This is a genomic window from Streptomyces sp. 17_S59 (assembly GCF_056930295.1).
In genome coordinates, this window is sequence record NZ_JBXOWD010000001.1 from 3,903,974 (window position 1) to 3,920,844 (window position 16,871).

Annotated in this window: 20 protein-coding genes; 11 read left to right on the forward strand and 9 right to left on the reverse strand. The window is 70.1% G+C overall.

Annotated features, from left to right (window positions below):
• Positions 1-105: 105 nt before the first annotated feature.
• Both AC1Z4A_RS17450 and AC1Z4A_RS17455 read left to right on the forward strand, forming a co-directional pair.
• A complete protein-coding gene (locus AC1Z4A_RS17450) occupies positions 106-1,116 on the forward strand; it encodes a C40 family peptidase (RefSeq protein ID WP_483679912.1) in 1,011 nt (336 codons plus the stop codon).
• Positions 1,117-1,323: 207 nt separating this feature from the next.
• Complete coding sequence (locus AC1Z4A_RS17455; RefSeq protein ID WP_483679914.1) at positions 1,324-2,058, forward strand: phosphatase PAP2 family protein; 735 nt, start codon at positions 1,324-1,326, stop codon at positions 2,056-2,058.
• An 87-nt stretch (positions 2,059-2,145) separates the two neighbouring features.
• Here AC1Z4A_RS17455 and AC1Z4A_RS17460 read toward each other — a convergent pair whose 3' ends face one another.
• A complete protein-coding gene (locus AC1Z4A_RS17460) occupies positions 2,146-2,331 on the reverse strand; it encodes a hypothetical protein (protein ID WP_483679916.1) in 186 nt (61 codons plus the stop codon).
• 90 nt (positions 2,332-2,421) lie between these two features.
• Here AC1Z4A_RS17460 and AC1Z4A_RS17465 point away from each other — a divergent pair, with 90 nt between their 5' ends.
• Positions 2,422-3,465, forward strand: a complete 1,044-nt coding sequence (locus AC1Z4A_RS17465; RefSeq protein ID WP_483679918.1) for an SCO4651 family lipoprotein — start codon at positions 2,422-2,424, stop codon at positions 3,463-3,465.
• Positions 3,466-3,659: 194 nt separating this feature from the next.
• A complete protein-coding gene (locus AC1Z4A_RS17470; RefSeq protein WP_483679919.1) occupies positions 3,660-3,812 on the forward strand; it encodes a hypothetical protein in 153 nt (50 codons plus the stop codon).
• A gap of 125 nt (positions 3,813-3,937) precedes the next feature.
• Here the strand turns inward: AC1Z4A_RS17470 and AC1Z4A_RS17475 are convergent, their stop codons facing one another.
• Positions 3,938-4,318, reverse strand: coding sequence for a metal-sensitive transcriptional regulator (locus AC1Z4A_RS17475; protein WP_483679920.1), 381 nt, complete (start codon positions 4,316-4,318; stop codon positions 3,938-3,940).
• A gap of 289 nt (positions 4,319-4,607) precedes the next feature.
• On the opposite strand from AC1Z4A_RS17475, the gene AC1Z4A_RS17480 reads away from it, so the two are divergent.
• On the forward strand, positions 4,608-5,228 hold the full coding sequence (locus AC1Z4A_RS17480) for a DUF47 domain-containing protein (protein WP_483679921.1): 621 nt from the start codon (positions 4,608-4,610) through the stop codon (positions 5,226-5,228).
• Positions 5,229-5,234: 6 nt separating this feature from the next.
• Positions 5,235-6,233, forward strand: coding sequence for an anion permease (locus AC1Z4A_RS17485; RefSeq protein ID WP_483679923.1), 999 nt, complete (start codon positions 5,235-5,237; stop codon positions 6,231-6,233).
• Positions 6,234-6,446: 213 nt separating this feature from the next.
• On the opposite strand, the gene pstB is transcribed toward AC1Z4A_RS17485, so the two are convergent.
• The 4 genes from pstB to pstS form a co-directional block, all read right to left on the reverse strand.
• Positions 6,447-7,226 carry a phosphate ABC transporter ATP-binding protein PstB gene (gene pstB, locus AC1Z4A_RS17490; protein ID WP_483679925.1) on the reverse strand — a complete coding sequence of 260 codons (780 nt, stop codon included), beginning with the start codon at positions 7,224-7,226 and terminating at the stop codon, positions 6,447-6,449.
• A 32-nt stretch (positions 7,227-7,258) separates the two neighbouring features.
• Complete coding sequence (gene pstA, locus AC1Z4A_RS17495) at positions 7,259-8,341, reverse strand: phosphate ABC transporter permease PstA (protein WP_483679927.1); 1,083 nt, start codon at positions 8,339-8,341, stop codon at positions 7,259-7,261.
• Entirely contained in the window at positions 8,338-9,312 is a 975-nt protein-coding gene (pstC, locus tag AC1Z4A_RS17500; protein ID WP_483679929.1) for a phosphate ABC transporter permease subunit PstC, read from the reverse strand. Before pstC ends, pstA begins: the two co-directional genes overlap by 4 nt.
• 140 nt (positions 9,313-9,452) lie before the next feature.
• A complete protein-coding gene (gene pstS, locus AC1Z4A_RS17505) occupies positions 9,453-10,583 on the reverse strand; it encodes a phosphate ABC transporter substrate-binding protein PstS (protein WP_483679931.1) in 1,131 nt (376 codons plus the stop codon).
• Between the two features lie 321 nt (positions 10,584-10,904).
• Here pstS and AC1Z4A_RS17510 point away from each other — a divergent pair, with 321 nt between their 5' ends.
• Positions 10,905-12,059 carry a C40 family peptidase gene (locus AC1Z4A_RS17510; RefSeq protein WP_483679933.1) on the forward strand — a complete coding sequence of 385 codons (1,155 nt, stop codon included), beginning with the start codon at positions 10,905-10,907 and terminating at the stop codon, positions 12,057-12,059.
• A 219-nt stretch (positions 12,060-12,278) separates the two neighbouring features.
• The gene (locus AC1Z4A_RS17515) at positions 12,279-13,532 is read left to right on the forward strand and encodes a PP2C family protein-serine/threonine phosphatase (protein ID WP_483683624.1); all 1,254 of its coding nucleotides are present in this window, start codon (positions 12,279-12,281) and stop codon (positions 13,530-13,532) included.
• Positions 13,533-13,539: 7 nt separating this feature from the next.
• Here AC1Z4A_RS17515 and AC1Z4A_RS17520 read toward each other — a convergent pair whose 3' ends face one another.
• The 3 genes from AC1Z4A_RS17520 to AC1Z4A_RS17530 form a co-directional block, all read right to left on the reverse strand.
• Complete coding sequence (locus AC1Z4A_RS17520; protein WP_483679935.1) at positions 13,540-13,884, reverse strand: DUF2516 family protein; 345 nt, start codon at positions 13,882-13,884, stop codon at positions 13,540-13,542.
• A 105-nt stretch (positions 13,885-13,989) separates the two neighbouring features.
• Positions 13,990-14,568 carry a hypothetical protein gene (locus tag AC1Z4A_RS17525; protein WP_483679936.1) on the reverse strand — a complete coding sequence of 193 codons (579 nt, stop codon included), beginning with the start codon at positions 14,566-14,568 and terminating at the stop codon, positions 13,990-13,992.
• Between the two features lie 17 nt (positions 14,569-14,585).
• Positions 14,586-14,981, reverse strand: a complete 396-nt coding sequence (locus AC1Z4A_RS17530; protein ID WP_483679938.1) for a helix-turn-helix domain-containing protein — start codon at positions 14,979-14,981, stop codon at positions 14,586-14,588.
• Between the two features lie 173 nt (positions 14,982-15,154).
• Here AC1Z4A_RS17530 and AC1Z4A_RS17535 point away from each other — a divergent pair, with 173 nt between their 5' ends.
• The 3 genes from AC1Z4A_RS17535 to AC1Z4A_RS17545 all read left to right on the forward strand — a co-directional run bounded on the left by AC1Z4A_RS17535 (position 15,155) and on the right by AC1Z4A_RS17545 (position 16,863).
• Entirely contained in the window at positions 15,155-15,922 is a 768-nt protein-coding gene (locus AC1Z4A_RS17535) for a MerR family transcriptional regulator (RefSeq protein WP_483679940.1), read from the forward strand.
• A 112-nt stretch (positions 15,923-16,034) separates the two neighbouring features.
• A complete protein-coding gene (locus AC1Z4A_RS17540) occupies positions 16,035-16,418 on the forward strand; it encodes a helix-turn-helix domain-containing protein (protein WP_483683625.1) in 384 nt (127 codons plus the stop codon).
• A 34-nt stretch (positions 16,419-16,452) separates the two neighbouring features.
• Positions 16,453-16,863 (forward strand): VOC family protein, encoded by a 411-nt coding sequence (locus AC1Z4A_RS17545; RefSeq protein ID WP_483679941.1) that lies wholly within the window; start codon positions 16,453-16,455, stop codon positions 16,861-16,863.
• Positions 16,864-16,871 lie beyond the last annotated feature (8 nt).

The window sequence follows — 16,871 nt, forward strand, 5'->3', positions numbered from 1 at the left end:
CGGAGGCTTGAGGGCAGTGCCGCGGTGAAGTTGTCGTTCCGATCAGGTGTGTGAGGATCCGTGAAAACCCCGGTGTAACCGGGCGGCATGGGGGAAGGTTGACGGGTGCGGAAGTTCTGGGTTGCGGGTGGGGTCGCAGTCGGCCTGGTGTTCTGCTTTCTCGCGCTGCTCGTCATCGGGGTGTACTCGGCCGCCTGGAAGTTGGGCGGGGGTGCGGGCAGTGGCCGGGTCGGGCTGGCGGAAGGGTCGGTTCCGGCGCAGTATCAGGCGCTGGTGCAGCAGTGGGGAAACCTCTGCCCCGCGCTCAACCCCGCCGTGCTCGCCGCACAGCTCTACACCGAGAGCAACTGGGACCCGAAGGCCGTGAGCCCTGCCGACGCCCGGGGAATTGCGCAATTCATCCCCGAGACATGGGCGATCGAGGCGGTCGACGGCAACGGCGACGGCAAGAAGGACATATGGGATCCGGCCGATGCCATTCCGTCCGCCGCCTCCTACGACTGCCAGCTGTCCGGAGATGTGAAGGGCGTCCCGGGCGACGTCACGGACAACATGCTCGCCGCCTACAACGCCGGTCCCTACCGGGTCATTCAGGCGGGCGGGGTGCCGGCGATCTCCGAGACCCGGGGCTATGTGAAGTCCATCCGCAGCCTGGAGAAGAGCTTCGCCCGCCCCGTGGGCCGCGTCGCCCCCTCGCAGCAGGCGGCCGGAGCCATCTACTACGCACAGGACAAGCTCGGCACCCCCTACCTGTGGGGCGGCGAGGGGACCAAGGAGGACAACGGGCGCTTCGACTGCTCGGGGCTGACGAAGGCCGCGTACGCGTCGGTCGGCATCGAGCTGCCGCGCGTGGCGAACGACCAGTGGAACGCAGGACCGCACCCGGGGCGGAACGAGCTGCTGCCCGGCGATCTGGTGTTCTTCGCCCACGACTTGAAGGACCCGCGCAGTATTCACCACGTGGGGCTGTACGTGGGCGGCGGCTACATGATCCATGCGCCGCGCACGGGAGCCGTGATCCGGTTCGAGAAGGTCGACTCGCAGCCGGACTACATCGGGGCCACGAGGGTCACCCAGGATGGCGCGAAAGCGCTCCCCAAGGCGAATGGAGTGTGACCTTTCGGCCTTGGAGCAGACGGTGGGTCACCCTTCGATAACGTGATGGTGATCATTGAGTGGAGAGTGGAACGGTTGGCCGGAGCCGGGCGTTCCATGGAAGCGGGGAGCGGCGCCGGCCGGTTGGGCGGAGGCGCAGGGACCGCACGGACCACGGGGGTCGGCAGCTGGGCGTAGTGACGGGCGACAGATAAGGGGTCACGGCAGATGGCTGGACTCGTGACGGGGTATCCCATGCCGGCGGCCACCGGAGCGGCGAGCCCCTCGAACCCCGACGTCAACCTGCTCTACGACATCAACGGCCTGGCCAAGGACGCGCCCCACTGGGCGGACCGCGTCATGGAGTTCATCGGCGAGTACGGGATCGTGCTCGGGCTCGCCGTGCTCATGCTGTGTGCGTGGTGGAGCGTGCGGAAGGGCGCGGATGCGCTCGGTGGGGTGGCGGCGCTGGTGTGGGCGCCGATCGCGGCCGGGATCGCGCTGCTGGTCAACGTTCCGATCCGAGGGTTCGTCAGAAGGCCCCGGCCGTTCCTGGATCACCAGGGGATCGACGTCCTGGTGAAGGGGAAGACCGACTTCTCGTTCGTGAGCGATCACGCGACGCTGGCGATGGCGCTGGGGGTCGGGCTGTTCGTGGCGAACCGGAAGTACGGGCTCATCGGAATCGGGCTGGCGCTGCTGGAGGCGTTCTGCCGGGTGTACATGGGGGTGCACTATCCGACGGACGTGGTCGGGGGGCTGGCGCTCGGCACGGCGGTGACGCTGCTGCTGGCTCCGCTGGCGATGATGCTGCTCACGCCGCTGGCGGGGTGGGTCGCGGGGACGCGGGCGGGGTGGCTCGTTCGTTCGGGCCGTGGGCCCGTGCCGCTGGTTGCGGCGGATTCGGCGCGGCCGGGGGCCGAGTACGGGGTGCGGCACCGGGACAGCGACCTGGCGGCTTGAGGGTTTTTCTTTCCCCACCCCGCCCCTTCCCGCTGTATCGATTTGCGGCTCCGCCGCGTGGGGGGCTCCGCCCCGGACCCCCGGTCCTCAAACGCCGGACGGGCTGAATTCCTCCCCCGCCGTGTGCGCTGCCGCGTCCTCCCTCGCCAGGGAGCGGGCGCGGCGGGCCGGGCCGTGCCAGCCGCAGGTGCAGCGCGCGGTACAGAAGGAGCCGCGCTCGCTGGTGCTGGTCGCGTGGTCCGCGCCGGACGGCACGGTGCTGGGATCGGACACGCCACCACGCTACCGGGCCGTGACGGCGACCCCGCCGCAGTCGTTGAAAAGAACGGGTTCCACTAGCGATTCGTCAGGGGGCTGACGGTCATGGCTGTGCAGCTGCACAGACGCAGAGGTGCTGTCGTCGGCACCGCGGTCGCGGGTGGCCTCGCCCTCGGCCTGCTGGCGGTGGCCGGCTGCGCCGAGCAGGATCCGCCCGACGAGGGCCAGGACGGCAGGGGCGCGGCGAGCGGCGTCCGTCAGGTCCATGAGCTGACGGACCGGGCCGCCGCCGATCCCGCCCGGGCGCTCGCCGCAGTGCACCGCGCCGCCGGAGTCCTGGCCAGGGCGGGCGGTGCACGGGTCCGTACGTCCATGGAGACCGTCAGCGGCGGCACGCGGCTCACGATCCAGGGGCGCGGGGCCTACGACTTCGCCCGTCCGCTGGGGCGGCTGACCGTGCTGCTGCCCGAGGACGCGGCCGGCACGGCCGAGCACCGGCCGATCACCGAGATCTTCGCCCCCGGCGCGCTGTACATGAAGAACCGCGGCGCGGGCGTGCCCGCCGACAAGTGGGTGCGGCTCGACACGGGCGACCTCGCCGACGGCGACCTGCTCACCAGCGGCGCCACCGACCCCCTCGCCGCCGCCGAACTGCTCGGCGGCGCCCGTGAGGCGGCGTACGTGCGGGACGAGCGGGTCCACGGCGTGCCCGTGGCGCACTACTGGGGGACGGTCGACCTCGCCCGGGCCGCGCGTGCGGCGCCCGCCCGGGACCGGGCCGCGCTGGCCGCGGCGGCGAAAGGGTTCTCCAGAGGAACGGTGGCGTTCGACGCCTACCTCGACCGGGCGGGCAGACCCTGCCTGCTGCGCTACCGCTTCGGGGTCGAGGACCCGGCCGAGGAGCGGCCCGCGGACCCGGTCGAGAGGCGGCTCGAGGACCGGCTGGAGGCCCGGGGCACCACGGTGCACAGGGCATCGGACGGCCACCGTCCGATGGCGACGGCCCCGGCCCCGGCCCCCGCCGAGCCCACCGCCCCGATGACCGTGGTGTCGACCGTCGAGTTGTTCTCCTTCGGATACCGGCCGGCCATTGTCCTGCCCGAACCCGGGGAAATCTATGCGGGCACGGTCGCTTCGCCGCAGAAATAACGCGGGAGGGCGTAGTTGGCCATGGAAATGGTCCATCTGTGCCATGCGCGGCGTGTGTACCGATCACTACGCTGGAAAGCGGTAGCTCAAAGGCCGATGCCCCGAGCAGACCCGAGGAGGTGAATCACGTGGTTCCGCGGCGCAGTACGTGCGGTACGGGCGGTTCGTGCGGTACGGGCGGAGGGCAGGATCCCGTGGCCCTCATCGAGATCGATCTCTACGGCGACTTGATGATCGCCGCGTCCAGTGCGGCTGAGGAGCGGCTCAGCTTCGACCGGATCGATGAGGTGCTGCGGGTCGTGCGGCGCCGGCCCGTCGGGCCGGAGGGGGAAGCGGACGGGAGCTGAGTCCGGCGCGGTACCGCGCCCCCAAGGGGCGCGGGGAACTGCGCGACCGGCCACAGACGGCCCGCAGTCGAACGACTGCACATCCGATGACCGCACATCCCATGACCGCACACCGAGCGGAGCGCTCAGGTGCGGAGCAGGCGCGCGATCGCCGCGCTCGCCTCCTCCACCTTGGTGTCGATCTCCGTCCCGCCCTTGACGGCCGCGTCGGCCACGCAGTGGCGGAGGTGCTCCTGGAGCAACTGGAGGGCGAAGGACTGGAGCGCCTTCGTGCTGGCCGACACCTGGGTGAGTATGTCGATGCAGTAGACGTCCTCCTCGACCATGCGCTGGAGGCCGCGGATCTGGCCCTCGATCCGGCGCAGTCGCTTGAGGTGCTGGTCCTTCTGCTTGCTGTAGCCGTGCGGGCCCTGCGGGGAGGCGGCGGCTGCGTCGCCGTGGCAGGACGCCGCGGCCGGGTCGGCCGGATCAGTGGTGCTGGTCACGGTGGCATCCGTGCTCGTCATGGCGTCCTCCGTTGTCCTGCCGGGTCGTCCCGACGGTACCGTCCACGCTGGTCATCAGCGGGATTCCGGGCTCTGCGGCAGTTGCCGCCCCCTGGCGGCGGCTCTCCGGCCGTATCCGCCGCATATACCCCCGGCGGGTATATCGTACCGAAATTTCCCGCCAGAGGTGCGTACCGCATTCATGAGCACTCTTCCCGATGGGCGACACTGAGGGAATGCCAGTTAGCTGTGGCTGGATGATGCGCCTAGCATCGACGAGACCGAATCCGCTGCACCCCGAGGATCCCACGTGCGCTTTCGTCTGACCCCCAGGGAGACGAGCTTCTACGACATGTTCGCCGCCTCCGCGGACAACATCGTCACGGGCTCCAAGCTCCTGATGGAACTGCTCGGAGCGGATGCGTCCGGCCGGGCCGAGATCGCCGAGCGGATGCGGGCAGCGGAGCACGCCGGGGACGACGCGACCCACGCGATCTTCCACCAGCTGAACTCCTCCTTCATCACGCCGTTCGACCGCGAGGACATCTACTCCCTCGCCGGTTCGCTCGACGACATCATGGATTTCATGGAGGAGGCCGTCGACCTGGTGGTCCTCTACCAGATCGAGGAGCTGCCGAAGGGCGTCGAGCAGCAGATCGAGGTCCTCGCACGGGCCGCCGAGCTGACCGCCGAGGCCATGCCGAACCTGCGGACCATGACGAACCTGACCGAGTACTGGATCGAGGTCAACCGCCTCGAGAACCAGGCCGACCAGATTCACCGCAAGCTGCTCGCCCAGCTCTTCAACGGCAAGTACGACGCCATCGAGGTGCTCAAGCTCAAGCAGATCGTGGATGTGCTCGAGGAGGCCGCCGACGCGTTCGAGCACGTCGCGAACACCGTCGAGACCATCGCGGTCAAGGAGTCCTGACCCCCGGTGGACACGTTCGCTCTAGTCGTGACCATCGGGGTCGCGCTCGGTTTCACGTATACGAATGGCTTCCACGACTCCGCCAACGCCATCGCGACCTCGGTCTCGACGCGGGCGCTGACTCCGCGTGCGGCCCTCGCGATGGCGGCCGTGATGAACCTCGCCGGTGCCTTCCTGGGCAGCGGGGTCGCCAAGACCGTCAGCGAGGGCCTGATCGAGACGCCGACGGGCGACAAGGGGATGGGCATCCTCTTCGCGGCGCTGGTCGGTGCGATCGCCTGGAACCTGGTCACCTGGTACTTCGGCCTGCCCTCGTCCTCCTCGCACGCCCTGTTCGGCGGCATGGTGGGCGCGGCGCTCGCGGGCGGCACGGCCGTCATCTGGTCGGGCGTGATCGAGAAGATCATCATCCCGATGGTCCTCTCGCCGCTGGTCGGCCTGGTGCTGGGCTATCTGGTGATGGTCGTGATCATGTGGATCTTCCGCAAGACCAACCCGCACAAGGCGAAGCGCGGCTTCCGGATCGCCCAGACGGTCTCGGCCGCCGGCATGGCGCTCGGCCACGGCCTCCAGGACGCGCAGAAGACCATGGGCGTCGTGGTCATGGCGCTGGTGATCGGCGATGTGCAGCACAAGGGTGACGCCATCCCGATCTGGGTGAAGATCGCCTGTGCGCTGATGCTGTCGCTGGGCACGTACGCGGGCGGCTGGCGCATCATGCGCACGCTGGGCCGCAAGATCATCGAGCTGGACCCGCCGCAGGGCTTCGCCGCGGAGACGACCGGTGCGTCGGTCATGTTCACCACGGCGTTCCTGTTCAAGGCGCCGATCTCGACCACGCATGTGATCACTTCGGCGATCATGGGTGTCGGGGCGACCAAGCGGGTCAATGCGGTGCGGTGGGGTGTGGCCAAGAACATCATTCTCGGCTGGTTCATCACGATGCCGGCTGCGGCCGGTGTGGCCGCGCTCAGCTATTGGCTGGTCAGGCTGGCGTTCGGGTAGCGGTCCCGGGTGGCGGGCCGGCGGGGCCTCCGGCGGTTTTCCCCACCCCGCCCCTTCCCGAACCGGGGGCTCTGCCCCCGGACCCCCGGTCCTCAAACGCCGGACGGGCTGAAATAGCCAACGGGCCCGGCCCCCTGTTACGAGCAGGGGGCCGGGCCCTTTGCCTTGCGGCGGCACCGCCATGCAGCGCCGCAAGGCGACCGTGGTCGGGGATTACCCGAAGCGGCCGGAGATGTAGTCCTCCGTGGCCTGGACCGACGGGTTGGAGAAGATGCGCTCCGTGTCGTCGATCTCGATCAGCTTGCCCGGCTGGCCGACACCCGCGAGGTTGAAAAAGGCGGTGCGGTCCGAGACGCGGGCGGCCTGCTGCATGTTGTGGGTGACGATGACGATCGTGAACCGTTCCTTCAGCTCGCCGATGAGGTCCTCGATGGCAAGCGTGGAGATCGGGTCGAGCGCCGAGCAGGGCTCGTCCATCAGCAGGACCTGCGGCTCGACCGCGATGGCGCGGGCGATGCACAGGCGCTGCTGCTGACCGCCGGAGAGGCCGGCGCCCGGCTTGTTCAGGCGGTCCTTGACCTCGTTCCAGAGGTTGGCGCCCTTGAGGGACTTCTCCACGATCGCGTCCAGCTCCGGCTTGCGGAGCCGGCCGCCGTTGAGGCGGACGCCGGCCACCACGTTCTCGTAGATGGACATGGTCGGGAAGGGGTTCGGCCGCTGGAAGACCATGCCGACCGTGCGGCGGACGGAGACGGGGTCGACCCCGGCCCCGTAGAGGTTCTCGTCGTCCAGCATCACCTTGCCCTCGACGCGGCCGCCGGGGGTGACCTCGTGCATGCGGTTGAGGGTGCGCAGGAAGGTGGACTTGCCGCAGCCGGAGGGGCCGATGAAGGCGGTCACGGAGCGGGGCTCCACGGTCATCGAGATGTCCTCGATGGCCTTGTGGGAGCCGTAGTAGGCAGTCAGGCCGCTGACGTCGATTCGCTTGGCCATGGGGATCACTACTTTCGGGAAATCAAACCGCGTCAGCGGCCGGCCTTGGGGGCCTTCCAGCGGGCGATGCCGCGGGCCACCAGGTTGAGGATCATGACGAAGGCGATGAGGACCAGGGCTGCCGCCCAGGCGCGGTCGTAGCTCGCCGCGTTGCCCGCCGCCCACTGCTCGTAGATGTAGTACGGCAGGGAGGACTGGGCGCCTTCGAAGGGGTTGTTGTTGATCATCTGGGATCCGAAGACCAGCAGGACGATCGGGGCGGACTCGCCGGCGATGCGGGCGACGGCCAGCATCACGCCGGTGGCGATGCCGCCGATGGCCGTGGGGAGGACGACCTTGAGGATCGTGCGCCACTTCGGCACGCCGAGCGCCAGCGAGGCCTCGCGCAGCTCGTTCGGGACGAGCTTGAGCATCTCCTCCGTGGACCGGACGACCACCGGCACCATCAGGATCGCCAGGGCCATCGACCCGGCGAATCCGGAGTAGCCGTTGTCCAGCATCAGGATCCAGAAGCTGAGGACGAACAGGCCCGCGACGATCGACGGGATGCCCGTCATGACGTCGACGAAGAAGGTCACGGCCTTGGCGAGGCGGCCGCGGCCGTACTCCACCAGGTAGATCGCCGTCAGCAGGCCGATGGGGGCCGCGATGGCGGTGGCGATGCCGACCTGCTCCAGGGTGCCGATGATGGCGTGGTAGACGCCGCCGCCGGGCTGGATGGTCAGCACGCCGCCCATGGAGTGGGAGAGGAAGTTCCCGTCCAGGACCTTGCTGCCGCGCGAGACCGTCTCCCAGATCAGGGAGACCAGCGGGACGACGGCGAGCAGGAAGCAGACCCACACCAGGCTGGTGGCGAGGCGGTCCTTGGCCTGCCGGCGGCCCTCGACCGCGCTCGCCAGGGCGTACATCCCGGCGATGAAGAGCAGGGCGGCGATCAGGCCCCACTGGATGCGGTTGCCCAGCCCGGCGCCGAGGCCGATGGCGGTGCCGGTGGCCGCCGCGCCGGCCGCGAGGGCGGCGGGCGCCCAGCGGGGGAGGCGGGGCTGGTGGAGGGAGGTGCCCGGCTGAGGGGCGCTGTCGGCGATCGCGGTCTTGTCGATCGTCACGTCGCTCATGCCGAGTACTCCTTGCGGCGGGCGATGATCAACCGGGCGGCGCCGTTGACCAGCAGGGTCAGTACGAACAGGACGAGGCCGGAGGCGATCAGGGCGTCCTTGCCGATCTCGCCGGACTCCTTGAAGCTGCTGGCGATGTTCTGAGCGAACGTTCCGCCACCCGGGTCGAGCAGGCTCTTGCCGATGGTGAAGCTGGGGGAGAGGACGGTCGCCACGGCCATGGTCTCGCCGAGCGCCCGGCCCAGGCCCAGCATGGACGCGCTGATGACGCCCGAGCGGCCGAAGGGGAGGACGGACATCCGGATGACTTCCCAGCGGGTCGCGCCCAGGGCGAGCGCGGCCTCCTCGTGCATCTTCGGCGCCTGGAGGAAGACCTCGCGGCTGACGCTGGTGACGATCGGCAGGATCATGATCGCCAGGAGGATGCCGATGGTGAAGAGCGAGCGGGCGGCGCCGTCGTGGTACTCGAAGATGCCGGTCCAGCCGAAGTAGTCGTTGAGCCAGCTGTAGAGGCCGCCGAGGTGCGGCACCAGGAACAGGGCGCCCCACAGGCCGTAGACGATGGACGGCACGGCGGCGAGCAGGTCGATGACGTACGACAGCGGCGCGGCGAGCCTGCGCGGCGCGTAGTGGGAGATGAACAGCGCGATGCCGATGGCCACGGGCACCGCGATGAGCATCGCGACGAGGGAGCTGACGACCGTGCCGAACGCGAGCACCGCGATGCCGAAGACCGGCGGCGTGGCGTTGGCGTTCCACTCGAACGTCGTGAAGAAGTTGCCCTCGTCGTGGGAGAGGGCGCTGGCGGCCCGGATGGTGAGGAAGACCGCGATGGCGGCCATGATCACCAGGAGCAGGATGCCGGAGCCCCGGGAGAGGCCGAGGAAGATGCGGTCACCCGCGCGGGTGACGGTCCTGCCCTGCTCGGCGCGGGCCGGGGGATCGGTTGTCGTGGCTGAGGTTATGTCCATGGGTTTCTCCGGTCTGCGGAGCCGGCCGCCGCCGGGTGGACCGTCCGGACGGCTGTGCGTCCCGGCGGTTCGCCCGGCGGCCGGCTCCTGGCGCGGCGGTGCACCGGACGGGGCGGGTGTCGGTGCACCCGCCCCGTGTGTCAGGAGAGGTTCGCGACGGCCTCGCGGACCTTCTGGGCGATCTCGGCGGGCAGCGGGGCGTAGCCCATGTCCTTGAGGACCGCCTGGCCGTCCTGGCTGGCGACGTAGGTGAGGAAGGACTTGGTGGCCGGGAGGGACTCGGCCTTGTTGCCCTTGTCGCCCACGATCTCGTACGTGACCAGGGTGATCGGGTAGGCGCCCTCGGCCTTGGTGGTGTAGTTGAGCTTGAGGGCCAGGTCGGTGCCGGTGCCCACGATCTTCGCCTCGGCGATGGCCTTGGAGGCGTTGTCGGAGGTGGCCTCGACCGGGGCGGAGGCGCCGGTGTTGAGCTTCACCGTCTTGATCTGGTTGGCGGTGGCGTAGGACAGCTCGAAGTAGGAGATGGCGCCCTGGGTCTGCTTGACCTGCGAGGACACTCCGGCCGAGCCGTCGGCCGACTGGCCGCCCTGGGCCTTCCACGCCTTGGCGGGCTCGTACGGCCAGGACTTGTCGGCGGCGGCCTTGAGGTACTTGGTGAAGTTGTCCGTGGTACCCGACTCGTCGGAGCGGTGGAACGCCTGGATCTTGAGGTCAGGAAGCTTGGCGTCCTTGTTGAGCTTGGCGATCGCCTCGTCGTTCCACTTCTCGATCTTGCCGTCGAAGATCTTGGCGAGGGTGTCGGCGTCGAGGACGAGGTTGTCCACGCCGGGCACGTTGTAGCCGATGGCGATGGGGCCGCCGACCATCGGGAGGTTGATGCCCTGGCCGCCCTTGACGACCTCCTTGGACTTGGCGACCTCCTCCGGCTTCAGCGGCGAGTCGGAGCCCGCGAAGGCGGTCTTGCCCTGGAGGAACTCCTGGATGCCCGCGCCCGAACCGGTGGGCTTGTAGTTGATCTGGACGTCCTTGCAGGCGGCCATGAAGTTCTTGACCCACAGGTCCATGGCGTTCTTCTGCGCGGACGAGCCGGAGGCCAGCAGCTGGCCCTTGCCCTCGCACTTGATGTTGCCGGCGGCCTTGGTGGTGCCGTTGCCGCCGGAGCCGTTGCCGCTGTTGTCGTCGGAGCCGCACGCCGTGAGGACCAGGGCGCCGGAGACGGCGATGGCGCCGAGGGCCACGGTGCGAAGCCGGTTCTTGCGCTGAAGCTTCACTTTGGGGGTGTTCCTTCCGGGAGCCGCCGCTGGGGCGGCGTGCGAGAGGTTGCGGTGCTCGGTAGTGCGGTCCGCGGATGGAGGCCGGGGCGTCTCTGGACGTGTTCCCCGCACCTTGCACGGCCGAAATTAGGCAGATCAGGTGAAGCGGTCGATGGGGAAGAGTGAACGGAGGGTGAACCTCGTCCGTCAGGGTGGTGGCCTTGCAGGACGGCCGGTTCGTTCCTTGGTGTGATGCAGCCCTCTGTCGGTTTACGGGTGGGCATGACACGATCCGAACTCTGCGTGACGGCATGTAAGGCATGGGGGTGGAGCTGCGGCATGAGCGCGGTGGGCGACGGGGTGGACGAGGCGGACGAGGTCGGCAAGGCAGAGCGCGGGAGCGCCGGGCGGGGCGGGCGGCGGCTCCTCGTCGCCGCGGCGCTGGTGTGCGTCGCCGGGGCCGGGATGCTGAGCGCCCCGGGCGCGGCGTATGCGGACCCTAGACCTCCGCAGGACTCCGCGGCCTCTCCCGGCCCCTCCGGCGGCCCGCAGGAGCCCGGGCAGAACCTCGAGGAGGTGCACCGGGAGGTCGAGACCCTCTACCGCCAGGCCGAGGCCGCCACGGACGCGTACAACGCCGTGAGCGAGCAGGAGCACTACCAGGAGAAGACGGTCGCCGAGCTGACCGGCCGGGCGACCGCCGCCCAGGAGCGCATGGACAAGCTGCGCAACCTGGCCGGGGCCCTGGCCCGCGCCCAGTACCGCAGCGGCGGGATGCCGCCGCAGGCCCAGCTCTTCCTCAGCGGCTCGCCCGAGTCCTTCCTCGACGGGGTCTCCCTCGCCCGCAAGGGCCAGCAGGCCACCCGCGACCTGCTGGCGCAGGTCACGGCCACCAAGGCCGAGCTGGACACCTACACCAAGGCGGCCGGCGAGCGCTGGCAGACCCTCGCGGCCGACCGGAAGAAGAAGGAAGAGGCGAAGAAGGAGATCGAGGCGAAGCTGGACGCCGCGAAGAAGCTCGAGGAGCGGCTGGCGGCGAAGGAGCGGGAGCGGCTGCGGCAGCTGGAGGAGGAACGGGCCCGGCAGGCCCAGGACCGCTGGCTGGCCTCCGACGCCGCGAAGGGCCTCGCCGGGCGGTCCTCCGCCACGGGCGAGGCCCGGCGCGCGATCGACTTCGCCGTCGCGCAGATCGGCAAGGACTACGTCTGGGGCGCCGAGGGCCCGGACACCTACGACTGCTCGGGCCTGACGCTCAGGGCCTGGGAGGCGGCGGGGCGGGCCATACCGCGCACCTCGCAGGAGCAGTGGCGGCAGCTGCCGAAGGTCGACGTCAAGGACATGCGCCCGGGCGACCTGGTGATCTACTTCGCCGACGCCAGCCACGTGGGGATGTACGTGGGCGACGGAATGATCGTCCACGCGCCGCGGCCGGGGCGGCAGGTGATGCTCGCGGGGGCAGGGTCCATGCCGATTCTCGGGGTCGTACGTCCGTAGACCGGGCGCGGACGGGCCTCAGAGGGGCATGGTCCATACCATCGTAGGACGTGATGTATGTCATCACGGAGACGTCAACTCCCTTCCCGACAAGGGCATATGACAGAGGCGGGTGGCTGCGTACCATTCCGTTCGACAGGGCTCTGGCGCTAGGGTCACGTTCGGTACTCGCCTGTCGGCGAGCTGCCGTGCCCTCGGGGGGAGGGAAGGATCGACATGATGCCCGTACCCGCGCCGAGGCCGGTGGAGCCGCCCGCCGTGCTGCCCGACGCCGGGCTGACCCTGCTGGTGATCGAGGACGACCCCGGCGGGGCGCTGTCGGGCCCGGACATGGCCGAGATGACCGGGGTCGCGGGCAAGCCCGTGCGCATCCGCACGGCCCGCAACCTCACCGAGGCGGAGCGGCTGCTCACCGACGACGTGCAGTGCATCCTCCTCGACCTGGCCCTCCCGTCCGTCGACTGCGCCCCCGTGGCCCCCGGCGTCCCGGACGAGCTGGACACCCTGCGCCGGGTGCTGCGGCTCGCCCCGCACCACGCCGTGCTCGCGCTGACGGCCGAGGCGGACGCCGAGCGGGCGGCGGAGGCGGTGCGCGTGGGCGCGCAGGACTACCTCTTCCGCGACGAGCTGGACGGCCGCGTCCTCAGCCGGGCCATCCGCTACGCCGTCGAGCGCAAGCGGGCCGACTTCGCGCAGCGGCAGCTCACCGAGACCCGGCTGCGCGCGCAGGAGAACGCCCGGCTGGAGCGCGGCCTGCTGCCCCACCCGCTGCTGGCCGGCTCCGACCTGCGGTTCGCCGCCCGCTACCGGCCCGGCCGCAGCCGCGCCCTGCTCGGCGGGGACTTCTACGACACGGTGCGCACGCCCGACGGCACGGTCCACGCGATGATCGGCGACGTCTGCGGACACGGCCCCGACGAGGCGGCCCTGGGCGTCGAACTGCGCATAGCGTGGCGGGCGTTGACGCTGGCCGGGCTCTGCGGTGACGAGCTGCTGGGCACGCTCCAGCAAGTGCTGGAGCACGAGCGCGCCGACGAGGAGATCTTCGCGACCCTGTGCACGGTCGACCTGGCGCCGGACGGCCGCTCGGCCACGCTCTGCCTGGCCGGTCACCCGGCCCCGCTGCTCGTACGCCCCGGAGCGGCCCCCGGTCTGCTGCCGCAGGATGGCGGCGGCCCGGCGCTGGGGCTGTTGCGCGGCGCCCGCTGGCCGCAGCAGGAGGTCGAACTGGGCGACTCCTGGGGCCTGATGATGTATACGGACGGCCTGATAGAGGGCCGGGTCGGGGACGGCGCGCGGCTGCTGGGCCAGGAGGGGATGATCGAGCTGATCACCCGTCAGGTCAAGGAGGGGCTGCGAGGCGAGGAGCTGCTGGAGGCGGCCGTGGTGGAGGTCCAGGCCCTCAACGGCGGTGAGCTGACGGACGACTTGGCGGTCCTGCTGCTGGAGCGCGGCCGACCGCACCCTGCCTGAGGGAGGGTCAACGCCCGCCGTTGTACGGGCCGTACGGGCCGTCCGAGCTGGAGCCGCCGCGCCTGCGCGGGCCGCCCCGGCCGGTGACCTGACGGAGCGCCGGGCGCACGTCCACCATGTAGACGATCGTGGCGATCAGGCCGAGGATCGGCAGGAAGTTCAGGATCCCGAAGAAGAGGTTCACCAGGACCGCGATGCCGAGGATGATCAGCCAGAATCCCTTGGACTGCTTGTCCGCCGCCCGGTAGGCGTCCTCGCGGCGTACCGCGGCGTCGGCGAACGCGACGACCGTGAAGACGAGCAGACCGATGGAGATCCAGTACAGGATTTCGCCGAAGCCTTCTACGAGCATGCCGTCCACCTCTTCGCTGCGCTCCTGCTGCCCACCGTACCGGGTGAACGGTCCGGGCACGCGGCACGTGCCCGGACCGCTGTTCCGCTCCTGCTTGCAGGCCTGCTACTGGTCGCCGGTCTTCGCGTCCGTCTTCTTGGCGGCGGGCTTGCGGGTGGCGGTCGTGGTGCGGCGCGCGGCGGCCGGCTTGGCGTCGGAGCCCTCGGCGGCGCCGGCCTCCTTGTCCTGCCCCTCCGCGGGCGCCTGCTCCTCGCTGCGCGGCTCGACGGCGACGGCGATCTCGGAGGTCTGCTGCGGCTCCTGCTCGCCCCGCCAGGTCTTCACGGCCTCGCGGCCGCGCTCGGAGAGCTTGTCGAAGGTCTCGCCGGCCTTCGCGGCGAAGCCGACGGCCTGGCCGACGCCCTGGAGCGCCACGTCCTGGGCGGTCTGGCCGATCTTGCGCACGTCCGTGTCGAGGGACCCGATGAAGGTGGTGACCTTGCCGGTCACCTGGGTCCGGACGTCCTTGGCCTGCTGCGTCAGCCGCGCGCCCGCCGCCTTGGGGTCGGTCCTGCGGAGCTGGTCGAGCAGCTCGGGGGCGTCCGCGACGAACTGCCCGATCTTCTCGGCGGTGAGGTCGGCGGCACCGGCCACGGCGTAGCCGGTGTCGGTGGCGGCCTTGCGGATGTCCTGGGTGAGGGCCATGGCGTTGGTCTCCCGGATCAGCTAGTGGGTGTGCTGGGGTCGTCCTTCTTGCCCGTATCGCCCGTCGCGAGCCCGTTCTCCTTGCGGAAGGACTCGTAGATCTGCAGAAGCACCTGCTTCTGCCGCTCGTTGATCGAGGGGTCGGCGAGGATCACGCTGCGGACCTCCGCCTCGTCCCGATCCCGCTCGTCGAGGATCCCGGCCTGGACGTACAGGGTCTCGGCGGAGATCCGCAGCGCCTTGGCCAGCTGCTGCAGGATCTCGGCGCTGGGCCTGCGCAGACCGCGCTCGATCTGGCTGAGGTACGGGTTGGACACTCCGGCGGCATCGGCGAGCTGCCGCAGCGTGAGCTGCGCATTGCGCCGCTGCTCGCGCAGGTATTCGCCGAGGTTGCCGACGTTGAGTGAAGCCATGGGGGCGATGCTGCCGCATCGTGCTAACTATTGCAAGCAGGTGCTTGCAATAGTTGCGGTTATCGGCCACGGCGCGATCCGGACGCCGTTCCGGCTTGCGCTTTCCGCTGCGTCAACTCCTACGGTCGTACGTGTGGCCGGAAGGACCGGCCCGGCGATGGGAGGCAGGGGCAATGGCCTGGTCGATCGCGGATGTGGCCCGGATGTCCGGGGTGACCTCCCGGACGCTCCGGCACTACGACGAGATCGGTCTGCTGCCGCCCGCGTGGATCGGGAGCAACGGGCACCGCTACTACGAGGAGGCCGGTCTGCTGCGGTTGCAGCAGATCCTGCTGATGCGGGAGCTGGGGGTGGGGCTGCGCGAGATCCGGGCGGTGCTGGACAGTCAGGTCGATCAGGTGGCCGTGCTCCGTGAGCACCACCGGCGGCTGCTGGGGGAGCGGGACCGGCTGGAGACGCTCGCCCGCACGGTCGGCCGCACCATCGCCGAACTGGAGGAAGGCAAGGACAACAGCGACATGGCAAAGATCAACAGGCCGGAGAACCTGTTCGAGGGCTTCGAGCCCTCGAACGCCGAGACCGAGGCCGAGGTGCGGGAGCGGTGGCCCGAGCACTGGGAGCAGTCCCGGCAGGCCGTCGAGTCGATGACCGGCGAGGACACCGAGCGGTGGCAGCGCGAGGTGACGGCGCAGATGATCCGCTTCGCGGAGTTCATGGTGGCGGGCACGCCGGTCGCCGACCCCGCGGTGCAGGCCGAGGTGGACGTCCACTACCAGGGCGTGTGCCGGTTCTGGACCCCGAACGCGGCCGCGTACAAGGGGCTGGGCCGGACCTATGCCGACGACCCGCAGTTCCGTGCGAACTTCGACAGGATCGCGGACGGGCTGGCCGCATACCAGCGTGACGCGATGGCCGTCTACGCCGACGCCCGGCTGAGCTGACCGTCGGACCGTACGGCCGGGGGGCTGCAGACCCCCGGCTGCTCCGGGACCGCGCTCCGGACTGTGGTCTGATGACGCGGTGAGCCGTGAAACCGAGGATTCCAACCGCCGGATGCTGCGGGCGCGCGACGCGATGGACCGCGGCTACGCAGAGCCGTTGGACATCCCCGCGCTGGCCCGGATCGCCTATGTGTCCGAGGCGCACTTCACCCGGACCTTCCGGGCCACGTTCGGCGAGACGCCGCACCGCTACCTTCAGCGCCGCCGTGTCGAGCGGGCCATGTCCCTGCTGAGCGGGACCGACCGCAGTGTGACGGACATCTGCTTCGCCGTCGGCTTCGGCAGCCCGGGCACCTTCAGCAGGACCTTCCGCGACATCGTCGGCATGTCGCCGCGGGAGTACCGCAAGAGCGCGGCGGCCGCGGGCGTCCCGACGTGCTTCGCGATGGCGTGGATGCGGCCGAGCGGGCCGAGCGGGCCGAGCAGTTTTGGATAAGTTTCCGGAGCGGCGGCCGCATAGTGTGATGGACATGTTCAACGCCATCACGCACTCGCAGATTTACGTCCTGGACCAGGACGAGGCCCTCGACTTCTACGTCGGCAAGCTCGGCCTCGAGATCGCCGCCGACGTCCCGCTGGGCTTCATGCGCTGGCTGGCCGTCAGCGTCCCCGGTGAGCCGGGCCGGCAGATCCTGCTGGAGCAGCCGGGCGGGCCCATGATGTCCGAGGAGACGGCCGCGCAGGTCCGCGATCTGGTGACCAAGGGAGCGATGGGCGGCTGGCTCATCCTCACCACGGACGACTGCCGCAAGACCTACGAGACGCTGCTGGCGCGCGGCGTCGAGTTCACCGAGGAGCCGACCGAGCGCCCCTACGGGACCGACTGCGGACTGCGCGACCCGTTCGGCAACCGCATCCGCTTCACGCAGCCGAAGGCGTAGTTTCCCCG

Bases quoted from the DNA above. Each gene is read 5' to 3' on its own strand.
- AC1Z4A_RS17545 (WP_483679941.1), top strand. From the start codon at position 16,453: ATGTTCAACGCCATCACGCACTCGCAGATTTACGTCCTGGACCAGGAC.
- AC1Z4A_RS17510 (WP_483679933.1), top strand. From the start codon at position 10,905: ATGAGCGCGGTGGGCGACGGGGTGGACGAGGCGGACGAGGTCGGCAAG.
- AC1Z4A_RS17520 (WP_483679935.1), bottom strand. From the start codon at position 13,884: ATGCTCGTAGAAGGCTTCGGCGAAATCCTGTACTGGATCTCCATCGGT.
- pstB (WP_483679925.1), bottom strand. From the start codon at position 7,226: ATGGCCAAGCGAATCGACGTCAGCGGCCTGACTGCCTACTACGGCTCC.
- AC1Z4A_RS17465 (WP_483679918.1), top strand. From the start codon at position 2,422: ATGGCTGTGCAGCTGCACAGACGCAGAGGTGCTGTCGTCGGCACCGCG.
- AC1Z4A_RS17515 (WP_483683624.1), top strand. From the start codon at position 12,279: ATGCCCGTACCCGCGCCGAGGCCGGTGGAGCCGCCCGCCGTGCTGCCC.
- AC1Z4A_RS17455 (WP_483679914.1), top strand. From the start codon at position 1,324: ATGGCTGGACTCGTGACGGGGTATCCCATGCCGGCGGCCACCGGAGCG.
- AC1Z4A_RS17530 (WP_483679938.1), bottom strand. From the start codon at position 14,981: ATGGCTTCACTCAACGTCGGCAACCTCGGCGAATACCTGCGCGAGCAG.
- pstC (WP_483679929.1), bottom strand. From the start codon at position 9,312: ATGGACATAACCTCAGCCACGACAACCGATCCCCCGGCCCGCGCCGAG.
- AC1Z4A_RS17525 (WP_483679936.1), bottom strand. From the start codon at position 14,568: ATGGCCCTCACCCAGGACATCCGCAAGGCCGCCACCGACACCGGCTAC.
- AC1Z4A_RS17540 (WP_483683625.1), top strand. From the start codon at position 16,035: ATGCTGCGGGCGCGCGACGCGATGGACCGCGGCTACGCAGAGCCGTTG.
- AC1Z4A_RS17475 (WP_483679920.1), bottom strand. From the start codon at position 4,318: ATGACGAGCACGGATGCCACCGTGACCAGCACCACTGATCCGGCCGAC.
- pstA (WP_483679927.1), bottom strand. From the start codon at position 8,341: ATGAGCGACGTGACGATCGACAAGACCGCGATCGCCGACAGCGCCCCT.
- AC1Z4A_RS17535 (WP_483679940.1), top strand. From the start codon at position 15,155: ATGGCCTGGTCGATCGCGGATGTGGCCCGGATGTCCGGGGTGACCTCC.